The sequence below is a fragment of the Nostoc sp. UHCC 0870 genome, from assembly GCF_022063185.1.
GTDB lineage: Bacteria > Cyanobacteriota > Cyanobacteriia > Cyanobacteriales > Nostocaceae > Trichormus.
This window is the reverse complement of record NZ_CP091913.1, coordinates 5,571,811-5,587,379: the sequence shown is the minus strand read 5'-3', so window position 1 is coordinate 5,587,379 and position 15,569 is coordinate 5,571,811. Positions and strand designations below refer to the sequence as shown.

Sequence of the window (15,569 nt, the reverse complement as noted above, 5' to 3'; positions counted from 1 at the left end):
TTATTGATTCTAGTATTGACATTTAGCATTATATATGGTAAACGATTTGATACGATCGCCTGAAGCTAACTAGCAATGAGACTACCAAAATATCGTCCTCCTACCCATCCTAGGGAAATTTTAGTCAAAGATTTTTTAGAACCTTTGGGAATATTACCAGATGAACTTGCTCAAATAATTGATAGTCCCAATGAGGATATAAATGAACAGCTTAGAATTACATCTAACACTGCATTAAAGTTAGCAGAACTATGGGGAAATAGTGCAGATTTTTGGGTAAACCTGCAAGCAAATTGGGAGCTATACCACGCCCTGAAATTTAATAATCTTGAGAATGAGCAACCTTAGTGACAGTAATTAATAAATCCTGTTCTTGGATGTGATAAACAATCCGATATTCATTGATAACAACTAAATATAAATTTTCCCCAACTGACAAATTTATCGCCCCTTCTGGAATTGGGTTGGATGCTAACTCTTCTAATTTTTTCATCACCTGTTGTTGCACTTGAGAATTTAGCCTCTCAATCTGCTGCACAGCTGTCGATAAAAGTTGTACTTGATAGCTCACTATCCTAATTGCCTTTTCAGGTCTTCAAGAGATATGGTGTTGACTGATGCTGACTCTAAAGCTGCGTAAGAATCTTGTATATCGATTTTGTCCCGCTTGGCTGCAATTAACTGTTGCAAATGTTCCATTGAAGTTATTTCAATTCCTGGTTCTTCCCTGAGCTTGCAGGTTAACGCATAGAAAGCTTCATTGTCGTCTCGATGTTCCAAAACATAAGCTCTTAACTCTTGCTTTGTCATCGCTGAAAAATTTGGCTTGGTCATAAATACCTCACACTACCATTGGGGAGTATTTCTAATTGAGTTTCGTCTCCAGCTAGGATGTAAATACGGTTAGTAGTTTCATCTATTCTCACCAAGTGAATTGAGCAGTACATATTAGTCAAATGGTAGCAGACCCTAAAAAGCTCCTTTGCTTGTTCTGCCGTTGGCTCTTGCATAATTTATAGTCAATTGCAGCGATCGCTAATCACCCATCCTACTAGAATATGTCTCACCAGCGATCGCCATTCACCATCACAAAAACCCTTCGTCTCTCTCTTTGCGTCTTTGCGCCTACCCTGCGGGAACGCCAAGGGCGAATGCGTGAGACAATCATTCTTATACATATATTTATGCGAAAATACTAAAAAACCCAGTGTAATATGACAGACACATCCTCAGACATTATTTGGATAGTTACAGGAGAAGCACCCGAAACCTCCCCCCCTGAAAATGCTAAAAGCGGAAATACTACACGCAGTTTCGGAGACAAAATACTCGAAAAAATAATTATCCCCAAAGGTGTAGAAGATGCTTCCCCAGTCAAAGCGCAAGACTTAGAAAAGAACATGACACACTTTCTGCAACTAGTAGGGGGTTTGTTCAGTCGTGCAGAACAGCAAGCCAAAATTAACTCTGGGATGCGACTAGAAGAAATAGAATTATCCGTAGAAATTAGCGGCGAAGGTGAAGTCAAACTAATTGGTAACGGCGTGAAAGCAGGCTCAAAAGGCGCGATTAAGCTGGTATTTAAGCGACAAGAAACAAAATAGGATGGCGAAAAATTGGGCGATCGCAATTGGGATTAACCAGTATAATTACTTGCAACCGCTAAACTATGCCAAGCGAGATGCAGAGTTAATACAGGCTTTTCTCTACAAAGAGGCGGGGTTTGAGCAAGTTATCTTATTCAGTGATGATTCCCCTGATTTTGGAGACGACTCAACCCGCCCTATCCGTGCTAATTTACGGCGAGTATTACTAGATTTGCCAGATTTATTGCGTACAAAATGCGGGATGGGTGCGGGTGATAACTTTTGGTTTTTCTTCAGTGGTCATGGGATGCGCCATGATGGACGTGATTATCTCATGTCTTCAGATGGTAATCCCAGAGACATTGTAGATACAGCCATTTCTATTAACTTTGTCACTGAAAACCTGCGTCGTTGTGGTGCGGATAATGTGGTGTTAATTTTAGATGCTTGTCGCAATGAAGGTCAAAAAAGTGGTCAAGGTATCGGGGGACAAACCGCAGAAACAGCCCGTGAACAAGGTGTTATCAGTATTTTTTCCTGTAAACCTAATGAATATTCCTATGAAATACCAGCTTTACAACAAGGTGCTTTTACCACTGCACTAATAGACGGGTTAGGGATTAAAGGTAAATGCGCCACCGTGGAAAGGTTGAATCAGTATCTCAGTTTTCGTGTGCCGGAATTGGTGCGTCAGCATCAAAATGGAAGACAAACTCCTTATGTGATTGCTGAACCTATCAATAAATCCCATCTGATACTTGTACCGCAATATGCAACTTTAGCTGATATTTCCACACTCAAAATTGATGCTTATCAGGCAAAAGAGGAAGGTAATCTAGATTTAGCAGAACAATTATGGATTCGCGTACTAGCTGCGGCTTCAGGACAAGATACAGATGCAATCAGGGCGATTAAAAAAATTGCAATTGAGCGTGAACTGTTAGGTCGTGGGGAAACTCCAGTAACATCTTCATCAAAATCTAATTATACTTCTGGAAACTCTGGTAAGGGAGTATCTACAGTTGAACCCCCAGTCCCTACAGTTTCTACTTTTCAATTTGAAGTGGTGACGGTAAACGCACAAGGGAAAATCACCAACCGCCAAAACCACACAGCAAAATACTTTGCAGAAGACTTGGGGAATGGTATCAAACTGGACATGGTGCAGATACCAGGGGGAACATTTATGATGGGTTCACCGACAAAAGAGGCGGAAAGACTTGATAGGGAAAGTCCCCAGCGTCAGGTAACAGTTCCCGGCTTCTTTATGGGGAAATATGCAGTCACCCAGGAACAGTATCAAGCCATCATGGGGACAAATCCTGCTAGATTCAAAGGTGAAAAAAGACCAGTAGAAAAAGTCAGTTGGGATGATGCGGTAGAGTTTTGTAAGAAATTGAGCCAGAAGACTGGAAAAACCTACAGACTACCCAGCGAAGCCGAATGGGAATACGCCTGTCGTGCGGAGACAACTACACCGTTTTATTTTGGCGAAACCATCACCCCAGATTTAGTGAACTACGACGGTAACTATCCCTACGGTTCTGCACCCAAAGGTGAATATCGAGAACAAACAACAAATGTAGGAAAATTTCCGCCGAACTCTTTCGGTTTATATGATATGTGTGGTAATATATGGGAATGGTGCGAAGATGTATATAATGATAGCTACCAAGGCGCGCCGACAGATGGTAGTGCGTGGTTAACAGGTAGCGATAATAACACAAAGCTGCTGCGTGGCGGTAGTTGGAACAACAATGCCAGGAATTGCCGTTCTGCCAATCGCAATAGGAACGCGCGCGCGAATCGTAACAACAATGTTGGTTTTCGCGTGGTGGCTGTGGCTGTGGCGTGAGTACGCCCTATCGTCAGAGTCGGTAAGTGGGAATTTATCGAGCGTACATTAGGGAGTCCAGACCTGAACCAGTGAGGAAGGCGACGACCTCCGAATATAAAACCGGGTTGGATAGGTTGGTAGGTTGCAAAACCGAACACTTGTCCGACTCAACAATAAATATCACCATATCCAAACTGTAGGGTGCGTCAGTGCGATAGAACCTAACTATACTCAGAAATTATTCATACTGACGCACCCTACCCAACCATCAATTGCGGATAATTTATTTTTTGGTGTTCCCTAAGCAGAGCGCAACCCAACAAATGTTTTAGGCTTGGTGCAGAAGATATTGGGTTTCCTGTCGTCAACCCAACCTACTTGCTACAAGAGACATCTATGATTTAAGAGTTTCCACGCCAGCATATGCCAGAATTTTTGCATCAGCCGTGAGTAGCGGACACCCGTAAATTCTGGCAGTGGCTACTATGATTTGATCAGATGGATCTCGGTGAAAACCTGTGAGTTTGGTTGATTCAACGATAATGGGTATTGTTAGTTCGAGTAGCTGCACTCCTGGGTAAGCTAAAGCGGCTGTTAACCAATCCTCAACGGAAATTGAGAAAGCAAGTTTGCGATTCTCAACTAGTTTGGCGACTTCCCAACAAGAAATCAGGCTAATTCCAAGTTTTTGAGATTGATATTCTTCAATCCAATTGCGATATTTTTGATTTAGTCGCGCATTATTATCTACCCACCAAATCCAAATATGGGTATCTAAAATTATCATTGCAAAACTTCCCAATCTTCTATAGGTACAGCAGGCTCAAATGGGTCATCATAATGAATGACCTTTCCCCGTAAAGGGTAACGATTAGAATCTGAAGGTTGAGAAGAACTTTCTAAGATAATGATTTCTACTGCTTCCCCAGCCTGAAAGGGTAAGTCTTTGATGATCAAAGTTCCATCTTCAGTTAATGTTGTTTCAATCCGATGTGCTTTCATTGTTACCCTGCGATTTTTCAGCTAATAAATCAGCAAATAGTTTTATTTGTCTTAAACATCCAGGTTATTAGATTAAATTTGCCCTCTCACCCAAGCCCGGAAAGCCTTCATAGTTGCATTTCTACCGTCAATTTTACTCCGCGTTAAATATTCAGGAATAACTTGAACAATAGGTAAATTAGAAAAAATTGCACTATTAGGAGATTTTACATATTTACCATCAACCAAAACATTAATTTCCAACTTAGTTCCATACCAACGCCACAATTCCGGGACTCCCAATAATTCATAATTATTAAAACGAGTGCGAGAAGTAATATCAATTTCAATAGCTAAATCTGGGGGAGGATCAATAGTTAAATCAATTCTATCCTTACCACGCACAGCAGCCTCATTTTGGATATAAAAACAATCATCAGGTTCTACCCCAGCATCCATGATTTCTTGATCAAAAGTAGTAGAACCCAAACTCCAAAATTCCATATCAAGTTCTTCTAATAGAGCCTTGACTAAATCACCAATAATAACCTTAGCTACCTCATGCTCTGGTAATGGAGACATTATTTCCAGCACCCCTTGACTATAAGACACCCTAAAACTACGATTTTCACCCAATTCCGCCAAAATATTTTTATATTCCGGCCAAGATATATTTTTAATTAATAATTGATGACCGACAGGTACAATTAATTGTTTGAGTGCAAGTAACATCACTTCCCTCGCTTTTAAAATTTACCCAACCAGTACCTATTCCAGCATAATTCATTTATTGTTAACAGATAAATTTTGTTTATCTAAAGTAACTTAAAATCATACATATAAGTGCAAGCCGTCTGCAATTTAATCACCATGACAGCTATTACATTCAACCTCAACCCAATTGTTAAACTCACTGACGACCAATTTTACCAACTGTGTAGAAAAAATCCTGATGTCAAATTGGAGCGTAACGCTAAGGGAGAAATAATTATTATGCCACCTACAGGGGGAGAAACAGGAAACCGCAACTTTGAAATAGCTGTGGAATTTGGCGTATGGAATCGTCAGCATAAATTAGGCGTATGTTTTGATTCTTCTACCTGTTTTAAATTACCCAACGGTGCAAATCGTTCTCCTGATGTGGCGTGGATAAAAAAAGACAGATGGGACGCACTCACACCAGAACAACAAAAAAAGTTTCCTCCAATTGCGCCAGACTTCGTTTTAGAGTTAATGTCACCAAGTGATGACTTGAAAGACACCCAAGCTAAAATGCAAGAATATATTGATAATCAAGTCAAACTTGGCTGGTTAATTAACCCCCAAGCGCGACAAGTGGAAATATATCGTCAAGGTAAACCTGTGGAAATTTTGGATTCTCCTACAAAATTATCAGGAGAAGATATATTACCAGGGTTTATTTTAGATTTACAAATAGTTTGGAATTAATAAGTAGAGACGTTATATACAACCTCTCTACAACAACCGATAAATTGCATCTTCATCAAGAAACGGTATAACCTGAGTCTCTTAGCTATTCTCATGTTGGTTAATAGGAATTTCAATCACAAATTCTGCACCTTGTCCTAGTTCTGAATGACAAGATAATTTACCTCTATGTCTATCTACCACAATTTGATAGCTAATAGATAAACCTAAACCTGTACCCTTACCCACATTTTTAGTAGTAAAGAAAGGGTCAAATAATTTAGAAACAATTTCAGCATCAATCCCTATACCATTATCGGAAATATTGATACTTATCCAATTATTATTCATAACTTCAGTACGAATATGAATTTGCCCTTGTTCACCTACAAATGAGCCTTCCAACGCATCAATAGCATTACTGATAATATTCATAAATACTTGATTTAGTTGCCCAGGATAGCATTCAACAAGGGGCAATTTTCCATACTCTTTAATCACTAAAATTTCTGGATGCTCTGGTTTAACCTTCAAACGATTATGTAAAATCATCAAGGTACTATCAATACCTTCATGAATATCAACTTGCTTAAATTCCGCTTCATCAAGGCGGGAGAAATTGCGTAGTGATAAGACAATTTCTCGGATGCGCTGAGTACCTACACGCATGGATGTGAGCAGCTTTACTAGGTCTTCTTTGAGAAAATCAAAGTCAATATCTATCAATAACTCTTTAATTTCTTCTGGAGGGTAGGGGAAGTGAATTTGATAGAGTAATACTAGCTGCAATAAATCATGAGCATATTCACTAGCTGGAATCAAATTACCGTGAATAAAGTTAACTGGATTGTTGATTTCATGGGCAACACCTGCCACCATATTACCCAGTGAAGACATTTTTTCACTATGGATAAGTTGCGTTTGGGTAACTTGTAATTCCCGCAGAGTGTTTTCTAAGTTTTCGGCTTGTTGTTGTAACTTAATTTCAGCTTGTTTGCGTTCTGTAATATTTAGGGTTGTCCCCACAAGGCGATAAATTCTACCTTCGCTATTTTTGAGGGGATTAATTTTAGTTAACCACCAAGTTTCTTGGTTATTTACAGTTAGCATTTCCTCATAGCTGATACCAATACCAGTCTCTAGACAATTTTGGTAACGTTGACGAACTGCTACACCTTCAGTATTACCAAAAAGAGCTTCAGGAGATTTACCTATCACCTCAGACCGACTAATTCCTGTGGCTTTTTCGGAGGTGGAATTCCAGCCAGCATAACGAAATTCGCAGTTTTCTAGAACATCAACGACAAATATAATTTGATCAACACCCTCATAAATACTGCGTAAGAAATGCTCTTGTTCCTGCAACAAAGCTTCTACTTGTTTGCGATCGCGCAATGCGGCTTGTTGTTCGGTAATATCAAATAGACAACCATACCAGACAACTTCCCCTCTTACTCGACCTTTTGGCTTAGAAACAGCTTTCATCCACTTCTGCTCACCAGAGGGGGTGATAATTCGCCACTCATATTCAAAGTTTTGCAGAGTTTGGGCAGAGTGAGCGATCGCCGCCTGAACATTTAATCTATCTTCATCATGAATATCTGCAAAGATGACAGAAGCGTCATTGAGCAACTCTTTTGCTTCTCTCCCTATAATTTTTCGACACCCAGAAGAAACATAAGCAAAAAACATTGTCCCATCAGGATGAAGATGAAATTCATATACCATCCCTGGTACATTGTCTAGCAATCTTTGGCATCTTGCTTCACTTTCTTGCAAAGCTTTTGTCCGTTCCTCAACCCTCGCCGCTAATTCCTCATTCAACCGCTTCAGTTCTGCTTCAGCTTGTTTGCGGGTGGTAATTACCTCGGTAAACATGATTACACCCCCCACCACGCCAGAGTTGTCATACCAAGGATGAATTTCCCACTTTACCCAATCAGTTGTACCATCAGCACGGCTAAAAGCATCTTCGGCACATTTTTCAATCTTCCCACTCAAACAACGTTGATGAATTTCTCGCCAAGACTCCGAAACCTCCGGGAAAATCTCGTCATGAGAGCGACCAATGATATCTTGATTACCTAAGCCATAATCCTCTCGCCAACGACGACTAGCTAACAAGTAGCGCATTTCCCGATCAAAAATAGCGATCGCCGCCGGTGTATATTCAATAAATAACCCCATCTGTTCTTGGCTAAATTTCTCATCCCTACTTACCACTAGTTGCCGTAGTGCTTGTAACTCTTGTTGTAGAGATTCATAAGTATTTCTATCTATAGTCATCAGATGATTGGCCATAGTTGCACCACTTCCTAGCTAAGAGTTTGCAGGTAACATCACTATCTATGTTTCCCAATCTCCAGCCAACAGCATCATTAACAATTCAAAATTCAAAATGACGCTCGCGGACTCGCTAACGCTGCGCTAACAAAATTCAAAATTAAAGACAGTTGGAGTTAGGGATTTAAACCCCAACTCAACTGATACTACGTGTAGACGTAGGGGTCTTAAACCCTTGAATTTACGATAAATTCGCAATGGACTAAAGTCCCGCTACGAAGACTACAATTAACCCCAACTTCTAGCCAGAATCCACGCAATTCTATTGCGTGGATTCTGGCTCAATTCTTGTACCGAAATTCAGCCCGATATGGGCGATTTCTTCGTTCAAATTTTCACAACATTTCTGTTAACTTTGTTAACAAGCTATCGGCTAAATCTGATATCTCTCCATCATCTGTTTCGCCGATGGCTAAGATATTTTTCAAAGTAGCTAATCTGTCTGTTGAGGGTGTAATTCGCCACATTTCTTCTAAGTTTACTGCTAGATCAAAAAGTGAGCGATCGCCTAAGTAATCTCGTAACTTAAAAGCTACAATATCATCACTTACCAAAAACTCTTTGATATGATCTAACACCGGGTTAGCAAATATTTCATCATGTTCCCATGTTTCTAGCCAATCTCCATCGACATCATCAACGTAGAGATGGATGAAATTTAACCCATAACTTAGCCAGTCTTGCTGCATTTGTCTGGCTGTCGCTAACGCTTCAGTGAATGTTTCCATCTGGTTATTGTAACTATTAGTTTCTTTTTGGTTAGCCATATCAAGCCATCATTGGCAAATCAATAAACTATGTAATTTCCGACAAAGATTAAGAAAATTTTAAATATTTGCCATTAACCAAAGAGTCACTGTTGTATAGTGTGACGTTCACTAATTGGTTGATGAAATTTGCATCTTGAGGATTGTAACTTAAGAATAATCCTCTCTCGATTTCCCAAGAGCGTAGCGTACTTTCCCATGCTTGGTGTTTTTGGTGATTTAGTTCTTCACTAACACTGGTAACTTGAATACAGAGTGGTTGCTGCTGATGATTACTAACAATTAAGTCTGTGGCCATAGAAAGGTCTGCAATATAGCGTTGCCAAACATTCCCGTTTCTACTGGCAATATGTTGCGCTATAGCTCTAATGATATCATCATCTTCTTGATTAAACTCCCCTGCCATGAGTTTTTGTTTCCAGATGTAAAACTTAGAGTCACTAGCATTAATCCACTTAGGAAACAGATACCCGTACCAATACCTTTCATTGGCGGTCATTTGGGCAAATTTAGCTGCTTTTTCGGCTTCTGAAGGCAGGGATTGAATGATCAGCCAAATTGTGGAATCCGTAATTACCTCTAACAAAAAAGCTAGGACAAACGGTTTAGCAGTCAAAGAACCAGGCTTGATGTCTTTTACCCAACGGTTTATTTCATCTAATTTTTTGGCTAAATTAGAATCTATTAAGGACGCTTGCTCAATCAACAATTTCAACTTATCTTTGATATCTTTTGCTTGCAAACGATCGCCTACTTTACTATAACTATAGCTTTTTGCCGCCATGAGCAATACTTCGACCGATTGATATTGTTCTTCAACCCAAAATATTAATTAATATTTTATATTTGGAAAATCCACAGTATCTTTCAATACTACGATAAGTGACTGCACTATGAACTGACGTAAGTAGATGCAGAACCTATCACTCTTTATCATACTCCATATTTGAGTAATGACTCTAAAACCCCTAAACTATTACACCCTTGCTTAAAAAAAATCAAAGCTCTTTTGCGTAACTTTGAGTACAGAATAGTTGTCAGTCACAACGTTATTACCAGCAATCATTATGTCTGAGTCCAGCATAGAATCAATCCTGCAAGAGAAGCGGTTATTTCACCCCCCTAGCGAGTTTTCGCAAGCTGCCCAAATCAAAAGCCTAGAAGATTACCAGCGTATCTACGACCAAGCTAAGGCTGATCCACAGAAATTTTGGGCAGATTTGGCTCAATCAGAGTTACATTGGTTTGAGAAATGGGACACCGTGCTAGATTGGCAACCACCTTTTGCAAAGTGGTTTGTCGGCGGAAAAATAAATATTTCTTACAACTGTCTTGACAGACACCTCACGACTTGGCGGAAAAATAAAGCCGCTTTGATTTGGGAAGGAGAACCAGGAGATTCCCGGACTCTCACCTATGCCCAATTACATCGGGAAGTTTGTCAGTTTGCTAATGTATTGAAGCAACTGGGTGTGCAGAAAGGCGATCGCATAGGTATATATATGCCGATGATTCCTGAAGCTGCGATCGCTATGCTAGCCTGTGCCAGAATTGGCGCACCCCATAGTGTAGTGTTTGGTGGTTTCAGTGCGGAAGCATTGCGCGATCGCTTAAATGATGCTGAAGCTAAATTAGTGATTACAGCCGATGGTGGTTGGCGTAAAGATGCGATCGTTCCCCTCAAAGAACAAGTCGATAAAGCGATCGCTGATGGCCTTGTCCCCAGCGTTACTGATGTTTTAGTAGTGCAACGGACTGGGCAGAAAACCCACATGGAAGCAGGACGCGACCATTGGTGGCATGATTTACAAAAAGGTGTCTCTGCTGATTGTCCCGCCGAACCAATGGACAGTGAAGATATGCTGTTCATTCTCTACACTTCTGGCAGTACAGGCAAACCGAAGGGTGTAGTCCATACCACTGGCGGGTACAACTTATATACCCACATGACCACCAAATGGATCTTCGATTTACAAGATACAGACGTGTATTGGTGTACTGCCGATGTAGGTTGGATTACAGGACACAGTTATATTGTCTACGGCCCTCTCTCTAATGGTGCAACGACGCTGATGTATGAAGGTGCGCCGCGTGCGTCAAATCCTGGTTGTTTCTGGGATGTGATTGAAAAATACGGTGTGAACATTTTCTACACTGCACCAACAGCAATTCGGGCATTTATCAAAATGGGTGAACATCATCCCAACGCCCGTAACTTGTCTTCGTTGCGGTTATTGGGAACTGTCGGTGAACCAATTAACCCCGAAGCTTGGATGTGGTATTACCGCATCATTGGTGGGGAACGTTGCCCAATTGTAGATACTTGGTGGCAAACTGAAACCGGTGGGATTATGATTACACCCCTACCAGGGGCGATTCCTACTAAACCCGGTTCAGCAACCCTTCCTTTCCCTGGTATTCTAGCCGATGTCGTGGATTTGGACGGTAACTCTGTCGGTGATAACGAAGGCGGTTACTTAGCGGTAAGCCATCCCTGGCCAGGAATGATGCGGAATGTCTACGGCGACCCAGATCGCTTCCGCCGCACCTACTGGGAACATATCCCCCCCAAAGATGGTAAATATACATACTTTGCTGGAGATGGCGCGAGAAAAGACGAAGATGGCTATTTTTGGGTGATGGGACGAGTGGATGATGTACTCAATGTCTCAGGACATCGCCTGGGTACAATGGAAATCGAATCAGCCTTAGTTTCCCACCCAGCCGTAGCTGAGGCGGCGGTAGTAGGTAAGCCGGATGAACTCAAAGGCGAGGAAGTTGTAGCTTTTGTGACCTTAGAAGGCACTTATCAAGCCAGTGAAGACTTGAGTAAAGAACTCAAAAAACACGTAGTTGGAGAAATTGGTGCGATCGCCCGTCCCGGAGAAATCCGCTTTACTGACGCATTACCCAAAACGCGATCGGGTAAAATTATGCGGCGTTTGTTACGCAATCTGGCTGCTGGTCAAGAGATATCTGGTGATACCTCCACCCTCGAAGATAGAAGCGTCTTAGATAAATTACGGGAAGGTACGTGAAGAGTGCTGAGTGCTGAGTGCTGAGTGCTGAGTGCTGAGTGCTGAGTGCTGATCTGTAGGTTGAGTTAAGCGCAGCGCAACCCAACCTACAGATCAGCACTATTTTAGCTTTGCTGTGCTATTACAAATACTACAAGAATGCGTATGCTGCCACACTTCGGTTTATCATGGGGATCAGGACGTGATTAAAGAAAGGATGAGGGTGATGAAGCCAAACAGTCAACTGCAATCAGGATGTGTGAAAGCTTTTAGCTGTGTATCGCTGAGTATCATTACCCTAGTTTCGCCAATTTCTGCTCAAGCACAGGAACAATCACCAGCAAAGTTCGCCTGTCAAGCAGCTTTAAATACCCCAGAACAAAAACCGCAACAGAAACAAGTACAGAAGTTAGCACAGTTTGCGGATACATCACAAGAGCGATCGCAGCTAATCCAAGAAGCCAATAATTTATATAATCAGCGAAACTTTCAAGGCGCAGCAAAAACCCTGTGTCAACTGCTGAAAAAATATCCCCAAGATACTTTCGGCAACTTTCAACTAGGCAATGTATTTGCACGCCTCAATCAACCAGAAGCGGCAATTAGTGCCTACCGCGAAGCCATTCGCCGCAATTCAAAATATGCCTTAGCATATAATGCCGTCGGCGTGGTTTATGCTAGCCAAAGTCGTTGGGAAGATGCCATTGCGGAATATAAAAAAGCTTTAGAAATTAATCCTGATTATGGTGATGCACTGATTAATTATGGTCAGGCATTGTGGCAAACTAATCAAAAGGATCAAGCACGAGCTTCTTTAGAAAAAGCTTTAAATATCTTTAAAACCCAAAAGAGAAACGAGAAAGTTTACCAAGTCGAACAAATTTTACAGCAGCTCAAAACATTAGATAATCCTGGAATTTCATAATACTGAATGCTGAGTAGGGGAGTGCTGAGTAGGGGAGTGCTGAGTGCTGAGTAGGGGAGTGCTGAGTAGGGGAGTGCTGAGTGCTGAGTGCTGAGTAGGGGAGTGTTGAGAAAATTTTACCTTGTCTCCCTTACCTCCCCATCTCACAAAATGGCGTTGCTCCCCCAGTCCCCAGTCCCCAGTCCCCATTCCCCAGTCCTCAGAGGTTCTTTAATTTTGAATTTTGTTAGCGCAGCGTTAGCGAGTCCGCGAGCGTCATTTTGAATTTTGAATTGAATAGTCCCCAATCAATCCTCGCTTTGACCAACACGACGGATATTGAGAATGTCGCTCATTTTTTTGATTTGAGTGAATACTTGCTCTAGCTGGGGTCTGTCGCGTATTTCTATACCTAAGTCCATTAATGCTGGTTGACCAATGGATGTTTTAACTTGGGCGTGACGGACGTTGATACCTTGGTCACTTAGTCTTGATAAGATATCTTTGAGTACCCCTACTCTATCAAGGGCTTCAATTTGGATATTCACTGGGTAGGTGTGGGGACGACCACTATTTTCTACACTGGAATTCCAGCGCACTGGCACTAAGCGATCGCCTTCTACTGATTCTAAATTATGACATCCTTGGCGATGGATGGAAATTCCTCTACCCCTTGTGACTGCACCAATAATTGGTTCTCCAGGAATGGGAGTACAACAGCCGGCGAGATAATATACTAATCCTTCTACGCCGATAATGGGCGAGTCTGTAGAACGGGAAGTAGTTGAATGGGTTCTGGGTGTGGATGACTCTTTTGGTATTAAGGGAATGACTTCTGCTGTTGGTTGTTGCGCCTTCACCACTTCTCGCCAACGATTCAGCACTAGGTTTAAGGTTATTTCCCCGTAACCTAAACCTGCTAGTAAATCTTCTGTACTATGGTAATTACATTTTTCTGATACCGTCTGCATGGATTCTGACTTCAGCAGATTATCAAAACCTGTTTTCCCTAGTTCTTTTTCTAATAACTCCCGTCCACGGGCTACATTTTCTTCCCGGCGCGATCGCTTGTACCATTGTTTAATCCGATACTTGGCTGTGGAAGTCCTGACAAAATTTAGCCAGTCTAAGCTGGGATGACTATTCTTTTGGGTAATAATATCTACAATATCACCATTGTGTAGTCGTGTTGACAGAGGGACAATCCTACCATTTACCCGCGCCCCTGCACAGTGATTTCCTACTTCCGTATGAATCCGATAGGCAAAATCTATCGTTGTTGAGGCTGGGTTTAAGGAAACAACATCCCCTTTGGGAGTGAAGACATAAACATCATCTTCAAATAAATTATCTTTGACGCTATCAAGATACTCTTGTGCGTCCTTCATGTCGCTTTGCCATTCTAGTAGCTGCCGCAACCAGGTAAACTTGTCATCACTGGTTGTCAGTAAGCTATTAGACCCGCCCGTTTCTTTATACTTCCAATGGGCTGCAATCCCGTATTCGGCAATGTGGTGCATTTCCGTTGTGCGAATCTGCACTTCTAACGGACGACCAGTTAAGCCAATGACTCCCGTATGCAACGATTGATAGCGGTTAGGTTTAGGTAAGCCGATATAATCTTTAAATCTGCCAGGAATAGGGCGGAAAGCATCATGTACTACAGCTAAAGCCCGATAACATTCCTCATTCGTTTCTACAATAATCCGTAGGGCTGCCAAATCATAAATTTCATGAAATTCCTTTTGCTGTCGCTGCATCTTCTGGTAAATGCTATAAAGATGCTTGGGACGACCACTAATATCTAAACAGCGAACGCCTGCTTGCTGTAACCGTTGCTGCAAAGTTGTTGTAGCTTTAGCTAATTTCTCTTCTCTGGCTGTACGTTTTTCCGAAACGTGCTGCTGAATCTCACGAAACGCTTCCGGTTCTAAATACTTAAAGGCTAAATCTTCTAATTCCCACTTAATCCGCCAGATCCCCAGACGATTAGCTAAAGGTGCAAAGATATCTCTAGTTTCCTGGGCTGAACGGCGGCGGCTGTCTTCAGACATATATTGCAGAGTTCGCATATTATGCAACCGGTCTGCCAACTTCACCACAATTACCCGGATATCCTGCGCCATTGCCAAAAACATTCGCCGAAAGTTTTCAGCTTGTCCTTCGGTTTTGCTTTTAAAGTTGATTTTAGAAAGCTTGGTGACACCTTCCACCAATTGACGCACTTCCGCACCAAATAGCTGGTCTATTTCGTCAATTGTGACATCTGTATCTTCAACTACATCATGAAGAAATCCAGCTGCTATCATAGCAGGACTGCCTCCTAAGTCGCGCAGCAAACCAGCTACAGCCACAGGATGGCTAATATATAATTCTCCTGACTTGCGATATTGACCTTTATGCAGCTGATAAGCAAATTCAAACGCCCGGCAAATTAAAGTGTTATCACTATATAGGCGGTCGTCTTGTGCTGCGTTGTGCTGGGCTGATGTCTCCCGCAAACATTTCTTCAGCCATTCGGGAAGGGAAAGATCAGTCGGGGAACTTATAGCTATACTGCTCATACAATAGGAGAGGTGATCTCTGGATAAGTGGGAAATAGATGCAACTGGCAGCATCATCAGTCCGTGATGATGCTGTCCTGGTGAGTTCATTAGGGGTGTAAGGGTGTAAGGGTGTAAGGGTGTAAGGATTGAAGGTGTTGGA

General features: G+C 41.7%; 18 protein-coding genes. 6 read left to right on the top strand and 12 right to left on the bottom strand.

Annotation, left to right across the window (positions count from 1 at the left end; all coding sequences use genetic code 11):
• Positions 1 to 75: 75 nt before the first annotated feature.
• A complete protein-coding gene (locus tag L6494_RS23710; protein ID WP_237990181.1) occupies positions 76 to 348 on the top strand; it encodes a HigA family addiction module antitoxin in 273 nt (90 codons plus the stop codon).
• Here the strand turns inward: L6494_RS23710 and L6494_RS23705 are convergent.
• From L6494_RS23705 to L6494_RS23695, 4 genes are all read right to left on the bottom strand, one after another.
• Positions 320 to 571 (bottom strand): type II toxin-antitoxin system RelE family toxin, encoded by a 252-nt coding sequence (locus L6494_RS23705; protein WP_237990180.1) that lies wholly within the window; start codon positions 569 to 571, stop codon positions 320 to 322. The two genes, L6494_RS23710 and L6494_RS23705, sit on opposite strands and share 29 nt — an antisense overlap.
• Positions 571 to 834, bottom strand: coding sequence for a DUF6887 family protein (locus tag L6494_RS23700; RefSeq protein ID WP_237990179.1), 264 nt, complete (start codon positions 832 to 834; stop codon positions 571 to 573). The genes L6494_RS23705 and L6494_RS23700 overlap by 1 nt, the downstream gene beginning before the upstream one ends.
• Positions 831 to 947: a DUF6888 family protein gene (locus L6494_RS31195; RefSeq protein ID WP_442947021.1), complete on the bottom strand. Its 117-nt coding sequence runs from the start codon at positions 945 to 947 to the stop codon at positions 831 to 833. The genes L6494_RS23700 and L6494_RS31195 overlap by 4 nt, the downstream gene beginning before the upstream one ends.
• Positions 948 to 1,019: 72 nt before the next feature.
• Entirely contained in the window at positions 1,020 to 1,178 is a 159-nt protein-coding gene (locus tag L6494_RS23695; protein ID WP_237990178.1) for a hypothetical protein, read from the bottom strand.
• Between the two features lie 36 nt (positions 1,179 to 1,214).
• Between L6494_RS23695 and L6494_RS23690 the strand changes: the two genes are divergently transcribed.
• Both L6494_RS23690 and L6494_RS23685 read left to right on the top strand, forming a co-directional pair.
• Positions 1,215 to 1,604, top strand: a complete 390-nt coding sequence (locus tag L6494_RS23690) for a Pepco domain-containing protein (RefSeq protein WP_237990177.1) — start codon at positions 1,215 to 1,217, stop codon at positions 1,602 to 1,604.
• A 1-nt stretch (position 1,605) separates the two neighbouring features.
• Positions 1,606 to 3,441, top strand: a complete 1,836-nt coding sequence (locus L6494_RS23685) for an SUMF1/EgtB/PvdO family nonheme iron enzyme (protein ID WP_237990176.1) — start codon at positions 1,606 to 1,608, stop codon at positions 3,439 to 3,441.
• 376 nt (positions 3,442 to 3,817) lie between these two features.
• Here L6494_RS23685 and L6494_RS23680 read toward each other — a convergent pair whose 3' ends face one another.
• From L6494_RS23680 to L6494_RS23670, 3 genes are all read right to left on the bottom strand, one after another.
• Entirely contained in the window at positions 3,818 to 4,210 is a 393-nt protein-coding gene (locus L6494_RS23680) for a type II toxin-antitoxin system VapC family toxin (RefSeq protein WP_237990175.1), read from the bottom strand.
• The gene (locus tag L6494_RS23675; protein WP_237990174.1) at positions 4,207 to 4,425 is read right to left on the bottom strand and encodes a hypothetical protein; all 219 of its coding nucleotides are present in this window, start codon (positions 4,423 to 4,425) and stop codon (positions 4,207 to 4,209) included. The genes L6494_RS23680 and L6494_RS23675 overlap by 4 nt, the downstream gene beginning before the upstream one ends.
• A gap of 72 nt (positions 4,426 to 4,497) precedes the next feature.
• Positions 4,498 to 5,136 carry a Uma2 family endonuclease gene (locus L6494_RS23670; protein ID WP_237990173.1) on the bottom strand — a complete coding sequence of 213 codons (639 nt, stop codon included), beginning with the start codon at positions 5,134 to 5,136 and terminating at the stop codon, positions 4,498 to 4,500.
• 138 nt (positions 5,137 to 5,274) lie between these two features.
• Here L6494_RS23670 and L6494_RS23665 point away from each other — a divergent pair, with 138 nt between their 5' ends.
• The gene (locus L6494_RS23665) at positions 5,275 to 5,853 is read left to right on the top strand and encodes a Uma2 family endonuclease (protein WP_237990172.1); all 579 of its coding nucleotides are present in this window, start codon (positions 5,275 to 5,277) and stop codon (positions 5,851 to 5,853) included.
• An 81-nt stretch (positions 5,854 to 5,934) separates the two neighbouring features.
• On the opposite strand, the gene L6494_RS23660 is transcribed toward L6494_RS23665, so the two are convergent.
• From L6494_RS23660 to L6494_RS23650, 3 genes are all read right to left on the bottom strand, one after another.
• The gene (locus L6494_RS23660; protein ID WP_237990171.1) at positions 5,935 to 8,133 is read right to left on the bottom strand and encodes a PAS domain-containing sensor histidine kinase; all 2,199 of its coding nucleotides are present in this window, start codon (positions 8,131 to 8,133) and stop codon (positions 5,935 to 5,937) included.
• 377 nt (positions 8,134 to 8,510) lie between these two features.
• Positions 8,511 to 8,942 carry a hypothetical protein gene (locus L6494_RS23655; protein ID WP_237990170.1) on the bottom strand — a complete coding sequence of 144 codons (432 nt, stop codon included), beginning with the start codon at positions 8,940 to 8,942 and terminating at the stop codon, positions 8,511 to 8,513.
• 49 nt (positions 8,943 to 8,991) lie between these two features.
• Positions 8,992 to 9,684 (bottom strand): hypothetical protein, encoded by a 693-nt coding sequence (locus L6494_RS23650; protein WP_237996250.1) that lies wholly within the window; start codon positions 9,682 to 9,684, stop codon positions 8,992 to 8,994.
• A 325-nt stretch (positions 9,685 to 10,009) separates the two neighbouring features.
• Here L6494_RS23650 and acs point away from each other — a divergent pair, with 325 nt between their 5' ends.
• Both acs and L6494_RS23640 read left to right on the top strand, forming a co-directional pair.
• Positions 10,010 to 11,980: an acetate--CoA ligase gene (gene acs, locus L6494_RS23645; protein ID WP_237990169.1), complete on the top strand. Its 1,971-nt coding sequence runs from the start codon at positions 10,010 to 10,012 to the stop codon at positions 11,978 to 11,980.
• A 205-nt stretch (positions 11,981 to 12,185) separates the two neighbouring features.
• Positions 12,186 to 12,884, top strand: a complete 699-nt coding sequence (locus L6494_RS23640; RefSeq protein ID WP_237996248.1) for a tetratricopeptide repeat protein — start codon at positions 12,186 to 12,188, stop codon at positions 12,882 to 12,884.
• Here the strand turns inward: L6494_RS23640 and L6494_RS23635 are convergent.
• Together L6494_RS23635 and L6494_RS23630 are read right to left on the bottom strand one after the other, a co-directional pair.
• Positions 12,879 to 13,073 carry a hypothetical protein gene (locus tag L6494_RS23635; RefSeq protein WP_237990168.1) on the bottom strand — a complete coding sequence of 65 codons (195 nt, stop codon included), beginning with the start codon at positions 13,071 to 13,073 and terminating at the stop codon, positions 12,879 to 12,881. The two genes, L6494_RS23640 and L6494_RS23635, sit on opposite strands and share 6 nt — an antisense overlap.
• A gap of 98 nt (positions 13,074 to 13,171) precedes the next feature.
• Positions 13,172 to 15,427: a RelA/SpoT family protein gene (locus L6494_RS23630; protein WP_237996246.1), complete on the bottom strand. Its 2,256-nt coding sequence runs from the start codon at positions 15,425 to 15,427 to the stop codon at positions 13,172 to 13,174.
• Between the last annotated feature and the right edge of the window lie 142 nt (positions 15,428 to 15,569).

Excerpts from the sequence above, each read along its gene's own strand:
- L6494_RS23710 (WP_237990181.1), top strand. The coding sequence starts at position 76 with ATGAGACTACCAAAATATCGTCCTCCTACCCATCCTAGGGAAATTTTA.
- L6494_RS23700 (WP_237990179.1), bottom strand. The coding sequence starts at position 834 with ATGACCAAGCCAAATTTTTCAGCGATGACAAAGCAAGAGTTAAGAGCT.
- L6494_RS31195 (WP_442947021.1), bottom strand. The coding sequence starts at position 947 with ATGTACTGCTCAATTCACTTGGTGAGAATAGATGAAACTACTAACCGT.
- L6494_RS23695 (WP_237990178.1), bottom strand. The coding sequence starts at position 1,178 with ATGTATAAGAATGATTGTCTCACGCATTCGCCCTTGGCGTTCCCGCAG.
- L6494_RS23690 (WP_237990177.1), top strand. The coding sequence starts at position 1,215 with ATGACAGACACATCCTCAGACATTATTTGGATAGTTACAGGAGAAGCA.
- L6494_RS23685 (WP_237990176.1), top strand. The coding sequence starts at position 1,606 with ATGGCGAAAAATTGGGCGATCGCAATTGGGATTAACCAGTATAATTAC.
- L6494_RS23680 (WP_237990175.1), bottom strand. The coding sequence starts at position 4,210 with ATGATAATTTTAGATACCCATATTTGGATTTGGTGGGTAGATAATAAT.
- L6494_RS23675 (WP_237990174.1), bottom strand. The coding sequence starts at position 4,425 with ATGAAAGCACATCGGATTGAAACAACATTAACTGAAGATGGAACTTTG.
- L6494_RS23670 (WP_237990173.1), bottom strand. The coding sequence starts at position 5,136 with ATGTTACTTGCACTCAAACAATTAATTGTACCTGTCGGTCATCAATTA.
- L6494_RS23665 (WP_237990172.1), top strand. The coding sequence starts at position 5,275 with ATGACAGCTATTACATTCAACCTCAACCCAATTGTTAAACTCACTGAC.
- L6494_RS23660 (WP_237990171.1), bottom strand. The coding sequence starts at position 8,133 with ATGGCCAATCATCTGATGACTATAGATAGAAATACTTATGAATCTCTA.
- L6494_RS23655 (WP_237990170.1), bottom strand. The coding sequence starts at position 8,942 with ATGGCTAACCAAAAAGAAACTAATAGTTACAATAACCAGATGGAAACA.
- acs (WP_237990169.1), top strand. The coding sequence starts at position 10,010 with ATGTCTGAGTCCAGCATAGAATCAATCCTGCAAGAGAAGCGGTTATTT.
- L6494_RS23640 (WP_237996248.1), top strand. The coding sequence starts at position 12,186 with ATGAAGCCAAACAGTCAACTGCAATCAGGATGTGTGAAAGCTTTTAGC.
- L6494_RS23635 (WP_237990168.1), bottom strand. The coding sequence starts at position 13,073 with ATGGGGACTGGGGACTGGGGACTGGGGGAGCAACGCCATTTTGTGAGA.
- L6494_RS23630 (WP_237996246.1), bottom strand. The coding sequence starts at position 15,427 with ATGAGCAGTATAGCTATAAGTTCCCCGACTGATCTTTCCCTTCCCGAA.